8 protein-coding genes are annotated in these 12678 nt (G+C 51.0%); 4 read left to right on the top strand and 4 right to left on the bottom strand.

Annotation, left to right across the window (positions count from 1 at the left end; all coding sequences use genetic code 11):
• Positions 1-36 precede the first annotated feature (36 nt).
• A complete protein-coding gene (locus EC843_RS11825) occupies positions 37-1455 on the bottom strand; it encodes a glutamate synthase small subunit (protein ID WP_064543090.1) in 1419 nt (472 codons plus the stop codon).
• A 9-nt stretch (positions 1456-1464) separates the two neighbouring features.
• A complete protein-coding gene (gene gltB, locus EC843_RS11820) occupies positions 1465-5922 on the bottom strand; it encodes a glutamate synthase large subunit (protein ID WP_074388514.1) in 4458 nt (1485 codons plus the stop codon).
• Between the two features lie 680 nt (positions 5923-6602).
• Between gltB and EC843_RS11815 the strand changes: the two genes are divergently transcribed.
• The 4 genes from EC843_RS11815 (at position 6603) to mtgA (ending at position 11548) form a co-directional block, all read left to right on the top strand.
• Positions 6603-7535 (top strand): TIGR01212 family radical SAM protein, encoded by a 933-nt coding sequence (locus EC843_RS11815; RefSeq protein WP_064543092.1) that lies wholly within the window; start codon positions 6603-6605, stop codon positions 7533-7535.
• Positions 7536-7585: 50 nt separating this feature from the next.
• Entirely contained in the window at positions 7586-9934 is a 2349-nt protein-coding gene (gene arcB / locus EC843_RS11810) for an aerobic respiration two-component sensor histidine kinase ArcB (RefSeq protein WP_064543094.1), read from the top strand.
• Between the two features lie 235 nt (positions 9935-10169).
• Positions 10170-10823, top strand: a complete 654-nt coding sequence (elbB, locus tag EC843_RS11805; RefSeq protein ID WP_064543096.1) for an isoprenoid biosynthesis glyoxalase ElbB — start codon at positions 10170-10172, stop codon at positions 10821-10823.
• The gene (gene mtgA, locus EC843_RS11800) at positions 10820-11548 is read left to right on the top strand and encodes a monofunctional biosynthetic peptidoglycan transglycosylase (protein WP_121814814.1); all 729 of its coding nucleotides are present in this window, start codon (positions 10820-10822) and stop codon (positions 11546-11548) included. The genes elbB and mtgA overlap by 4 nt, the downstream gene beginning before the upstream one ends.
• Before the next feature lie 5 nt (positions 11549-11553).
• Here mtgA and npr read toward each other — a convergent pair whose 3' ends face one another.
• Together npr and rapZ are read right to left on the bottom strand one after the other, a co-directional pair.
• Positions 11554-11826, bottom strand: a complete 273-nt coding sequence (npr, locus tag EC843_RS11795; protein WP_064543100.1) for a PTS phosphocarrier protein NPr — start codon at positions 11824-11826, stop codon at positions 11554-11556.
• Positions 11823-12677, bottom strand: coding sequence for an RNase adapter RapZ (gene rapZ, locus EC843_RS11790; RefSeq protein WP_064543102.1), 855 nt, complete (start codon positions 12675-12677; stop codon positions 11823-11825). The genes npr and rapZ overlap by 4 nt, the downstream gene beginning before the upstream one ends.
• Position 12678: the final 1 nt, after the last annotated feature.

Genomic DNA, 12678 nt, shown 5'->3' with positions numbered 1-12678 from the left:
ATGAATATCACCGGGCTTTTTAACATCGGCGGTTCGTTAAACTTCGAGGAAGTTCAGGATCCCATCAGCCGCTTTACGGCCTTCAGCAATGGCTGTCACCACCAGGTCAGAACCACGCACGGCATCACCACCGGCGAAGATTTTCGGGTTGCTGGTCTGGAATGGATTATCACTGCCTTCCGGTGCCAAAATGCGGCCCTGGCTGTCCAGCTCAACGCTGTGTTTTTCCAGCCACTGCATAGCATGTGGACGGAAACCAAACGCCATAATCACTGCATCAGCCGGTACAACGTGCTCAGAACCGGCAACGATTTCCGGGCGACGGCGGCCATTGGCATCCGGTGCACCCAGTTCAGTACGGGCAACTTTCACACCCGATACGCGGCCATTAGCGTTAACTTCCACACCCAGAGGCTGTACGTTGAACTGGAATTCGACACCTTCTTCACGCGCGTTTTTCACTTCGCGTTTAGAACCCGGCATGTTTTCTTCATCGCGGCGATAAGCACAGATAACGTGCGTTGCACCCTGGCGAACAGAACTACGCACGCAGTCCATCGCGGTATCACCACCGCCAAGCACCACTACGCGTTTACCTTCCATATTCACATACGGCTCTTCCGGTGAATCACCGAAGCCCATGATCTTTTTGGTATTAGCGATGAGGAATGGCAGCGCGTCAAATACGCCTGTCGCATCTTCATTCTCTAAACCACCGCGCATTGACTGATAAGTCCCTACGCCGAGGAACACGGAATCGAATTCTTTCAGCAAGTCGTCAATCTGAACATCACGGCCAACTTCAGTATTCAGTTTGAACTCAATACCCATGCCGCTAAAGATTTCACGGCGTTTGGTCATCACTTCTTTTTCCAGCTTGAACGCTGGAATACCGAAGGTCAGCAGGCCGCCGATTTCAGGATGACGGTCATACACCACCGCTTTCACACCGTTACGTGCCAGCACGTCGGCACACGCCAGCCCCGCAGGACCAGCCCCGATGATAGCGACGCGTTTGCCGGTTTGCTTCACGCCGGTCAGGTCTGGTTTCCAGCCCATCTCAATCGCTTTATCGTTGATATAGCGCTCGATATTCCCGATGGTGACGGCACCAAACTCATCGTTCAGCGTACAAGAACCTTCACACAGGCGGTCTTGTGGGCAAACACGGCCGCACACTTCCGGCAGGCTGTTTGTCTGGTGAGACAATTCAGCCGCTTCAATAATGCGCCCTTCGTTGGCTAGCTTAAGCCAGTTTGGAATGTAGTTATGAACCGGGCATTTCCATTCACAGTACGGGTTACCGCAGGACAGGCAGCGGTCTGCCTGTGCTTTGGCCTGGCCTTCTGAGAACGGCTCGTAAATTTCCACAAATTCAATTTTACGGATCTTGAGCGGTTTCTTTGGCGGATCAACGCGCTGTAAGTCGATAAATTGATAAACGTTTTGACTCATCGTGACCTCTTACTGCGCCTGCACCCGCAACTCGGCGGCGCTTCGACTACGGTGACCCAACAATGCTTTGACATCACTGGACTTCGGTTTAACCAACGTGAATTTCGAGGCAAATGCCGGCCAGTTAGCCAGAATTTCTTCGCCGCGCTGGGAACCCGTCAGCTGCACATGCTCGGTAATCATACCGCGCAGGTGTTCTTCGTGAATCGCCAGCTCTTCAACGTTAATAAGCTCAACCAGCTCAGGGTTAACGCGTTTACGGAAATCACCCTCTTCATCCAGCACGTAAGCGAAACCACCGGTCATACCTGCACCGAAGTTCACGCCTGTCTTACCGATGACGCAGACAATACCACCCGTCATGTATTCACAACCGTTATCGCCAATACCTTCAACTACGGTGATTGCACCAGAGTTACGTACTGCGAAACGCTCGCCCGCACGGCCAGCAGCATACAGCTTGCCGCCAGTAGCACCGTATAAACAGGTGTTACCGATGATGGTCGCTTCGTGGCTGCGGAAGGCGGAGCCCACCGGAGGACGCAATGAAATTAAACCGCCTGCCATGCCTTTACCGACATAGTCGTTAGCATCACCAGTCAGGTGCAATTCAACGCCACCGGCATTCCACACACCGAAACTCTGCCCGGCAGTACCGCTGAAATGCGCTTTAATTGGGTCGGCAGCCAAACCCTGGTCACCGTTATGTTGCGCGATATAACCGGACAACGTGGCACCTACAGAACGGTCAGTGTTGCGGATATCAAACCAGAACGTTTTGCTCTGTTTATCGTCCACATACTGTTTCGCCTGAGCAAGCAGTTGCGCGTTCAGGTCGCCTTTATCAAATGGCGGGTTATTTTCGGTGCAGAACACCGCTTTGCCCGGCATCGGCTCGGCTGTTTTCAGCAGATTCGACAAATCCAGGTTTTGTTGTTTGGCAGTAAATCCGTCCAGCTCTTTGAGCAAATCAGTACGGCCAATCAGGTCAACCAGGCGCTTCACGCCTAACTGCGCCATCAACTCACGGGTTTCACGAGCGATGAATTCAAAGTAGTTGGTCACTTTGAACGGCAGGCCGTGATAGTGGTTTTTACGCAGTTTTTCATCCTGAGTTGCAACACCGGTTGCGCAGTTGTTCAGGTGGCAAATACGCAGGTATTTACAACCCAATGCGACCATTGGCCCGGTACCAAAACCGAAGCTTTCCGCGCCGAGAATCGCGGCTTTGATGATGTCTAAGCCCGTTTTCAGGCCGCCATCAACCTGCAGGCGAATCTTGTGACGCAGACCGTTGGCAACCAGTGCCTGTTGTGTTTCCACCAGGCCCAGTTCCCACGGGCAACCAGCATATTTCACGGAAGACAGCGGGCTTGCACCTGTACCGCCATCGTAACCGGCGATAGTAATCAGGTCGGCATAGGCTTTCGCCACACCGGTTGCGATGGTGCCCACACCTGGTTCGGAAACCAGTTTGACGGAGATCATCGCTTTCGGGTTGACCTGCTTAAGGTCGAAAATCAACTGCGCCAAATCTTCGATAGAGTAAATATCGTGGTGCGGCGGAGGCGAAATCAGCGTAACGCCAGGCACGGAATAACGCAGTTTTGCGATATACGGTGTGACTTTATCACCTGGTAACTGACCACCTTCACCTGGTTTTGCACCCTGAGCGACTTTGATCTGGATAACATCCGCGTTCACCAGGTAAGCCGGAGTCACGCCGAAGCGACCAGAAGCGACCTGTTTGATACGGGACACTTTGTTGGTGCCGTAACGTGCAGGATCTTCACCGCCTTCACCGGAGTTAGAATTGCCGCCGATGCTGTTCATCGCCTCGGCCAGTGATTCGTGCGCTTCCGGGCTTAACGCACCGATAGACATCGCCGCAGTATCGAAGCGTTTATACAGCTCAGTGGCTGGCTCAACGTCTTCGATTCTCACTGTTTCGCCTTGCGGATTCAGTGCGAGCATATCGCGCAGTGTTGCCACCGGGCGCTCGTTCACCAGCTTCGCGTACTCTTGATAATCTTTGTACTCACCGCTGTTTACGGCTTTTTGCAGCGTCTGAACCACGTCTGGGTTATAGGCGTGATATTCGCCACCGTGGACGTATTTCAGCTGACCACCCTGGTCCAGCGGCTTACGAGCAAGCCATGCGCGCTTAGACAGGTTCAGCAAATCTTGTTGGAAGTCGTTGAACCCGGCACCGCCAATGCGACTAACAACGCCCTGGAAGCACAGTTCAGAAACTTCTTTATGCAGGCCAACCGCTTCAAACAGTTTCGAGCAACGATAAGAGGCGATAGTCGAGATGCCCATTTTGGACATGATCTTGTACAGGCCCTTGTTGATGCCGTTGCGGTAGTTCTGCATTACTGCGCGGTAAGATTTTTCAATCGCGCCGTTATCGACCAGTTTCGCCAGCGTTTCGTAGGCGAGGTATGGATAGATGGCGGTGGCACCAAAGCCAAGCAGAACAGCGAAGTGGTGCGGGTCACGCGCACTTGCCGTTTCAACAATAATATTGGCATCACAACGCAGATTCTTCTCGACCAGGCGAGTCTGAATCGCACCCACTGCCATTGGCGCTGGAACCGGCAGGCGATCTTTCGCGATGTTACGGTCAGACAGCACCAGCAAAACTGTACCGTTGCGAACCATGCGTTCAGCTTCGTCGCACAGTGCGTTGACGGTTTCATGCAGCGATTGAGCGGAAGCATCGTAAGTGATGTCCAGCGTGTCGGCACGGTAGTGCTGCTCTTCAAGCGAAGTGAGCTGCTGGAAATCAGACCACAGCAGAATTGGTGATTTGAAGCTCAGGCGGTGCGCCTGGCCTTCTGCTTCACAGAAGACGTTCATTTCACGGCCAATGCTGGTCGCCAGAGACATTACGTGAGCTTCACGCAGCGGATCGATTGGCGGGTTTGTCACCTGCGCAAACTGCTGGCGGAAGTAATCGTAAATAATGCGTGGCTGGCTGGAGAGCACGGCAAACGGGGTATCATCACCCATTGAGCCGACGGCTTCCTGGCCATTTTCACCCAGCACGCGAATCACAGAATCCAGTTCTTCAACACTGTAATTGAACTGCTTCTGGAAGCTTGCCAGCGTATCGTCATCCAGTTCACGAGTACCGACTTCTTCGTCAGGCAAATCTTCAAACGGCACTAAACGACGAACGTTATTTTCCATCCACTCTTTATAAGGGTGGCGGCTTTTCAGATCGGCATCGGTTTCAGCGGAATGCAGAATGCGCCCGATACGCGTATCGATAACCATCAATTCGCCAGGACCGACGCGGCCTTTTTCGACCACTTCGTCAGGCTGGTAATCCCAGATCCCAACTTCGGATGCACAGGTAATCAGCTTATCTTTAGTAATGACGTAGCGTGCCGGACGCAGACCGTTACGGTCCAGGTTACACGCAGCGTAACGCCCGTCGGACATTACGATACCGGCCGGGCCATCCCACGGTTCCATGTGCATGGAGTTAAAGTCGAAGAAGGCACGTAGCTCCGGGTCCATGTTCGGGTTGTTCTGCCAGGCTGGTGGCACCAGCAAACGCATGGCACGAACGATGTCCATCCCGCCAGCTAATAGCAGCTCAAGCATGTTATCCATTGAGCTTGAGTCGGAGCCGGTTTCGTTAACGAATGGCGCTGCGTCATGCAAATCTGGGATCAGTGGAGTCTGGAACTTGTAAGTACGCGCGCGCGCCCACTGGCGGTTACCAGTGATAGTGTTGATTTCACCGTTGTGCGCCAGGTAGCGGAACGGCTGAGCCAGCGGCCAGCGTGGTACGGTGTTGGTGGAGAAACGTTGGTGGAACAAGCAAATGGCTGATTCCAGGCGTAAGTCCGCCAGGTCCAGGTAGAAGCGCGGCAAATCTGCCGGCATACACAGACCTTTATAGATGTTGACCAGATTTGAGAGACTACAAACGTAGAAGTCTTTGTCCTGAATACGTTTTTCGATGCGGCGACGGGCGATAAACAGGCGACGTTCCATATCACGTGGGCGCCAGCCAGCCGGAGCATTAACAAAAATTTGTTCGATACGAGGTTTTGAGGAGAGGGCGATTTCACCGAGTACGTCTTCATTGGTTGGCACTTCGCGCCAGCCAACAATCGACAGGGTTTCGTTTTGCAACTCTTCTTCAACGATACGACGGCTTGCTTTAGCCAGCGCATCATCTTTATTTAAGAAAATCATGCCGACGGCATAATTTTTTGCCAAACGCCAGCCACGCTCTTCCGCAACGATTCGGAAGAAACGGTCAGGCTTTTGCAACAGCAGGCCACAACCATCACCGGTTTTACCATCGGCAAGGATTGCTCCACGGTGTTGCATTCGGGCCAGTGCGTGAATAGCAGTACGCACTACCTTGTGGCTAGGTTCGCCTTCTATGTGGGCGATCAGGCCGAAACCACAGTTATCCTTCTCAAGGGATTTATCGTACAACATATCAGTGAACCTCCCCAGGCTCTACGTGATTCCCGATACCGTTTGCGTCCAGACGCAGCAAGGGCATGGCGACGGGGTTTGCGAATCTACGCATACCGCGCGTGTCGCCCTCTTGATGTCTAACGCATCCGGTTTCACAAGTGTTGAGGACTTGCTTTAGAGGGAATCTAAATTACTGCATAAATATGATGGGCACAGAACCCACCCAGAAAGCTTCCAGCGGATTTCCAAGTTATCGGGAAAGCGCACACAGGTCAAATGGCATTCTTATTTATACGATTATGTGCTAATTGCTATTTAACATTATGAATATAAACATTTTATTATCATTTTTATCGGATTTAAGCGGCAAGAAGATCACCTGGGTATTGTGATCTCTCTCACTATCCTGGAGGCTGAAAAATTCCAGAGCGTGCTGGAGATGATGGTATTGGCAGGATCTTATGCTATCAACGCGGTGTGGCGTGTTGTATGACACTGTTTTTCACAAGGCCACATATTCTTTAAAAATAGAGGGTCAATATAAGGAAAAGTAATCATCTTGCTTGTGATTAGAATTGCACTTATTTTGCATTTATATGCAATAGATAAAGCTGCGCCAGAGCGATTGATCCAGGTCATCGCTAAAATGGGCAGAAAATGGCAGGCTACCTCCCTTTTACAGGGCGGCCCATCAGATTATGCAGTTACAGAAATTAGTCAATATGTTTGGTGGGGATCTTCAGCGTCGTTATGGTCACAAAGTCCATAAACTCACGCTGCATGGCGGTTTTAGTTGCCCAAACCGCGACGGTACTATTGGACGCGGCGGCTGTACTTTCTGCAATGTCGCTTCTTTCGCCGACGAAACCCAACAAAACCATTCTATCGCTGAGCAGCTCGAACGCCAGTCACAGCTGGTAAACCGGGCAAAACACTATCTTGCTTATTTTCAGGCTTACACCAGTACGTGGGCAGAAGTGCAGGTGCTTCGCTCGATGTACCAACAAGCCGTTAGCCAGGCCAGTATTGTCGGCTTATGTGTTGGTACGCGCCCGGATTGTGTGCCGGATAGCGTGCTCGATTTGTTAAGTGAATATCATGACAAAGGTTATGAGGTCTGGTTAGAACTTGGCTTGCAGACGGCGCATGACAAAACGCTACATCGAATAAATCGTGGGCATGATTTTGCCTGTTATCAGGAAACGACACGTCGTGCCCGTGCGCGCGGCTTGAAAGTTTGCAGCCACTTGATTGTTGGCCTGCCTGGAGAAGGTCAGGAACATTGCCTGCAAACGCTCAAGCAAGTCGTTGAGACGGGCGTGGATGGCATCAAACTGCATCCACTCCATATAGTCAGCGGTAGCACGATGGCGAAAAGTTGGCAGGCAGGACGACTGCAAGGCATCGAACTGGAAGAGTATGCGACTACCGCAGGTGAGATGATTCGCCATACGCCGTTCGATATTGTTTATCATCGCATATCTGCCAATGCCCGCCGTCCGACCCTGCTGGCACCGCTGTGGTGTGAGAACCGATGGACTGGAATGGGGGCAATCGATAAGTATTTGACGGAGCATGGAACACAAGGCTCGGCATTGGGTTCGCCATGGACCCCAGCAATTCTGTCGTAATCACTAAGCGTGCGGTATATTTAGCTGATTGAAGGCGAGGGAAACGTTCCATGAAGCAAATCCGGTTACTGGCACAATATTACGTTGATTTGATGGTGAAGCTCGGATTAGTGCGCTTCTCATTATTGTTGGCTTCCGCCCTGGTGGTGTTGGCTATTGTGGTGCAAATGGCCGTGACGATGTTGTTACGTGGCCAGGTTGAAAGCATTGATGTCGTCCGCTCTATCTTTTTTGGACTGCTAATTACTCCCTGGGCTGTCTATTTCCTTTCTGTGGTGGTTGAACAACTCGAAGAGTCTCGCCAAAGGCTGTCAAAACTGGTGCAGAAACTTGAAGAGATGCGCGAAAGAGACCTGAAACTTAATGTGCAGCTTAAAGACAATATTGCGCAATTAAATCAGGAAATTGCCGTTCGCGTGAAAGCAGAAGATGAGCGTCAAACTATGCTTGAGCAACTCAAAGTTGAGATGCAGGAGCGTGAAGAGACGCAAATTCAGCTTGAGCAGCAATCGTCGTTTTTACGCTCATTCCTCGATGCTTCCCCGGATCTGGTTTTCTATCGTAATGAAGATAAAGAATTTTCAGGCTGTAACCGTGCCATGGAGTTGTTGACGGGCAAAAGTGAGAAGCAACTGATCAGACTGAAGCCAGAAGAGGTCTACTCGCCAGAAGCAGCCCAAAAGGTTATCGAAACGGATGAAAAAGTGTTCCGCCATAACGTTTCGCTCACCTATGAACAGTGGCTGGATTACCCCGATGGGCGCAAAGCCTGCTTTGAAATTCGCAAAGTGCCGTATTACGACCGCGTGGGTAAGCGTCACGGTTTGATGGGCTTTGGCCGCGATATTACCGAGCGCAAGCGTTACCAGGATGCACTTGAACGCGCCAGTCGCGATAAAACCACCTTCATTTCAACCATCAGCCATGAACTGCGTACACCGCTAAATGGGATCGTCGGTTTGAGCCGTATCTTGCTCGATACCGATCTGAATCCTGAACAAACCAATTACCTCAAAACCATTCATGTATCGGCAATAACACTCGGTAATATTTTCAACGATATCATTGATATGGATAAGCTTGAACGTCGCAAAGTTCAGCTTGATAACCAGCCGATTGATTTCACTGGTTTTCTGGCTGATTTAGAGAATCTTTCCGGTTTGCAAGCACAGCAAAAAGGGCTGAAGCTGGAAATGAACTCTACGTTACCACTGCCGCATAAAGTGGTGACCGATGGAACACGTCTGCGCCAAATCCTTTGGAATCTGATCAGTAACGCCGTTAAGTTCACGCCAAAAGGAGGACTGGTTGCTGTGCGCGTGTGTTATGAAGAAGAAAACACCTTGCGCTTCGAAGTTCAGGATTCCGGCATTGGCATTCCTCAAGACGAACAGGACAAAATCTTCGCCATGTATTATCAGGTGAAAGACAGTCATGGCGGCAAACCGGCTACCGGTACGGGAATTGGCCTGGCGGTATCGCGCCGTCTGGCGAAGAGTATGGGTGGTGATATTACCGTTAGCAGCAAGCCCGGTGAAGGTTCGTTGTTTACCCTGACCGTGCAGGCACCGCGTGTTGCGGATGAAGTTGAAGATACCCTTGAAGACGATGAAATGCCGCTGCCGGCATTGCACGTCTTATTGGTTGAAGATATTGAACTCAACGTGATTGTTGCCCGTTCGGTGCTTGAGAAGCTCGGCAATAGCGTCGATGTCGCGATGACCGGTAAAGAAGCGCTAGAAAAATTCACCCCAGGGGAATATGACCTGGTGCTGTTGGACATCCAGTTACCTGATATGACGGGGCTGGATATTTCCCGGCAACTGACCACGCATTATGCGCGTGAAGATTTACCACCGCTGGTGGCATTGACTGCTAACGTATTGAAAGATAAAAAAGAGTACCTGGATGCTGGCATGGATGATGTGCTGAGCAAACCCCTCTCTGTTCCGGCGTTAATGGCGATGATCCAAAAATTCTGGGACAACCAACAGTCAGAGTCTAAGAAGGAGTCTCAAGTGCCTCAAGTTAATAGTGAAAAGCAGCAAGCATTGCTCGATATTCCAATGCTTGAGCAGTATATGGACCTCGTCGGACCAAAACTGATTACTGATGGGCTGGCGATGTTTGAAAAAATGATGCCGGGCTATCTGAGTGTACTGGACTCCAATATGACTGCTCGCGACCAGAAAGGGGTCGTGGAAGAAGGTCATAAGATTAAAGGAGCCGCAGGGTCTGTTGGGCTACGTCACTTGCAGCAAGTTGCTCAGCAAATTCAATCGCCGGACTTACCTGCATGGTCAGAAAACGTCGGTGAGTGGATTGAAGAGTTGAAACAAGAATGGCAACACGATGTTGATGTTCTGAAAGCCTGGGTGGCAAACGCTCCCAAAAAATGACCCCGGATAAACCGGGGTGCGCGAATTCTGCGCCAACACCAGGGAAAAGTCAGGTTGCGCCGTTGAGTTATAAGTCTTTATCCAAATGGCGCAGCCGATAATCTTGTGTGCTGCTCAGGCATTAAGATAGCAAATCTTAAATAGTTTGTTACATGAAACAGTAAAATGTGTGAAGCATAGCGATCAAATCATCATAACTGATGATGAAATTTGCATGATGAAAAGGAATGGCTGAATGAAGAAGATTGGTGTGGTGCTCAGTGGGTGTGGGGTCTACGACGGAAGTGAGATTCAGGAAGCTGTGATTACCCTGCTGGCTATCGCTCGGTCAGGTGCTGAAGCGGTATGTTTTGCACCCGATAAACCTCAAGCAGATGTTATTAATCACCTGACTAATAATAAGTCTATTGAGCATCGTAATGTGCTGGCTGAAGCGGCGCGAATTACTCGTGGTGCGGTAGCGCCATTAGCGCAGGCCGATGCCAGTCAACTGGATGCGCTTATTGTGCCTGGCGGTTTTGGCGCGGCGAAAAACTTATGTAATTTTGCAAGCCATGGGAGCGACTGCCAGATTGATAGCGATCTACGCCGTCTGGCTCGTGATTGCCATGCCCAGGGTAAACCACTCGGCTTTATTTGTATTGCCCCAGTGATGTTACCAAAAATTCTTGATGTGCCGGTGCGTTTGACTATCGGTACAGATATCGACACGGCAGAAGTCGTTGAAGAAATGGGGGCCGAACATGTTCCGTGCCCGGTTGACGATATTGTGGTTGATGAAGAACACAAAGTGGTGACCACGCCTGCTTATATGCTGGCGACCCGTATCGATGAAGCCGCAATGGGTATCGAAAAGCTGGTGGCCCGTGTCGTGGATATGACTGCATGAAGAAAGGGCGTATCGCGCTCTTGAGCTTTTTCAAGCGCTGGCTGTTGCGTGGTCTACTGGCACTGGCGGGAATTTGGCTGGCCGGGATAATCCTGTTTAGTTTTATGCCGGTGCCGTTTTCAGCAGTGATGGTCGAGCGGCAGTTTAGTGCCTGGTTCAGCGGTGATTTTAGTTATGTTGCGCACTCGGATTGGGTGAGCATGGACGAGATCTCGCCGTGGATGGGGCTGGCGGTGATTGCGGCAGAAGACCAGAAATTCCCTGATCACTGGGGGTTTGATGTAACGGCAATTGAAAAAGCTATTGCACATAATGAGCGAAATGAAAATCGCGTTCGTGGTGCATCCACACTCTCTCAGCAAACGGCGAAAAACCTATTCCTGTGGGATGGTCGTAGTTATCTGCGCAAAGGCCTGGAAGCGGGATTGACCCTTGGCATGGAAGTGGTCTGGACTAAACGCCGCATCCTGGCGGTTTACCTGAATATCGCGGAGTTTGGTGATGGGGTTTTTGGTGTGGAAGCCGCCTCGCAGCGCTATTTCCATAAACCTGCCAGCCGCCTTACGGCATCAGAAGCAGCACTTCTCGCAGCCGTTCTCCCTAATCCCATCCGCTTTAAAGCGAATGCTCCTTCCGGTTATGTACACCAGCGTCAGCAATGGATTTTGCGCCAGATGCGCCAGCTAGGTGGCGAATCGTTTATGGCGCAGCATGAGTTGAAGTGAGTTAATTAGTCTTCGTCAAAACCGGCATTGAATAGCGCGATAACGGCGTTCAATGCCTGTTCTTCTTCGGGGCCAGTGACTTCAATTTCAATGTGACCCCCTTTAGCAGAATCCAGCATCAGCAATGCAATGACGCTATTGGCTTCAGCTTCCGTGCCAGCCTCGTTGCGCAGCATCACTTCGGCGTCAAAGCTTTGTACCAGTTCGAACAGCTTCATCGCTGGGCGTGCGTGCATGCCCAGTTTGTTGGTTATCTCAACGGTCTGTTTTACGGTCATGTTTTACGTTTTTCCAGCGTGCGGTGACGGGATTGCACGTTCTTGCCGCGTGAACGGAAATAATCTGCCAACTGTTCAGCGATATAAACTGAACGGTGTTTACCGCCGGTACAGCCAATCGCCACAGTTAGATAGCTGCGGTTATTGGTTTCCAGCATAGGTAACCATAGCTCAAGATAGCTACGCGTCTGGTAGATAAAATTGTGGACTTCGGTATGACGGTCGAGGAACGCAGCAACAGGTCTGTCCAGACCGGTCATCGGGCGCAGCTTCGGGTCCCAGTGCGGGTTTGGCAGGAAGCGCACATCGAACACGTAATCCGCATCAATCGGAATACCATGTTTAAAGCCAAAGGACTCGAACACCATTGTCAGCTCACGTTCACGTTTACCAAGCAAACGGGTACGCAGCATTTCCGCGAGCTCATGCACCGACATCTCAGAGGTGTCGATGATCAGATCGGCTCTGGATTTCAATGGCTCCAGCAAGTCACTTTCTTCATCTATCGCACTTTCCAGCGAGAGATTTTTACTGGAAAGCGGGTGCAAGCGGCGCGTGTCACTATAACGACGAATCAGCGTGTTGCGATCGGCATCAAGGAACAACAATTGTGGTGAGAATGAGTCAGGCAGACTGGTCATTGCCTGTTCAAAGATCTCCGGATTTTCCGGCATGTTACGCACGTCGATGCTGACTGCCGCAGAAATTTGGCGTTCTGCGAGGGTTTTAGCAAGATCAGGTAATAGCACCACTGGTAGGTTATCTACACAGTAGAATCCCATATCTTCTAGTGCACGCAAGGCTACAGACTTCCCTGAACCAGAGCGGCCGCTGACAATCATCAGCACCATG

The organism is Buttiauxella sp. JUb87, assembly GCF_004361975.1.
Taxonomy (GTDB): Bacteria; Pseudomonadota; Gammaproteobacteria; order Enterobacterales; family Enterobacteriaceae; genus Buttiauxella; species Buttiauxella ferragutiae.
Note: the sequence above shows the minus strand (reverse complement) of the source record. Positions and strands in the feature narration are given on the sequence as shown.

What these genes read in the sequence shown, in the direction of transcription:
- EC843_RS11825 (WP_064543090.1), bottom strand. Translation starts at nt 1,455, where the DNA reads ATGAGTCAAAACGTTTATCAATTTATCGACTTACAGCGCGTTGATCCG.
- gltB (WP_074388514.1), bottom strand. Translation starts at nt 5,922, where the DNA reads ATGTTGTACGATAAATCCCTTGAGAAGGATAACTGTGGTTTCGGCCTG.
- EC843_RS11815 (WP_064543092.1), top strand. Translation starts at nt 6,603, where the DNA reads ATGCAGTTACAGAAATTAGTCAATATGTTTGGTGGGGATCTTCAGCGT.
- arcB (WP_064543094.1), top strand. Translation starts at nt 7,586, where the DNA reads ATGAAGCAAATCCGGTTACTGGCACAATATTACGTTGATTTGATGGTG.
- elbB (WP_064543096.1), top strand. Translation starts at nt 10,170, where the DNA reads ATGAAGAAGATTGGTGTGGTGCTCAGTGGGTGTGGGGTCTACGACGGA.
- mtgA (WP_121814814.1), top strand. Translation starts at nt 10,820, where the DNA reads ATGAAGAAAGGGCGTATCGCGCTCTTGAGCTTTTTCAAGCGCTGGCTG.
- npr (WP_064543100.1), bottom strand. Translation starts at nt 11,826, where the DNA reads ATGACCGTAAAACAGACCGTTGAGATAACCAACAAACTGGGCATGCAC.
- rapZ (WP_064543102.1), bottom strand. Translation starts at nt 12,677, where the DNA reads ATGGTGCTGATGATTGTCAGCGGCCGCTCTGGTTCAGGGAAGTCTGTA.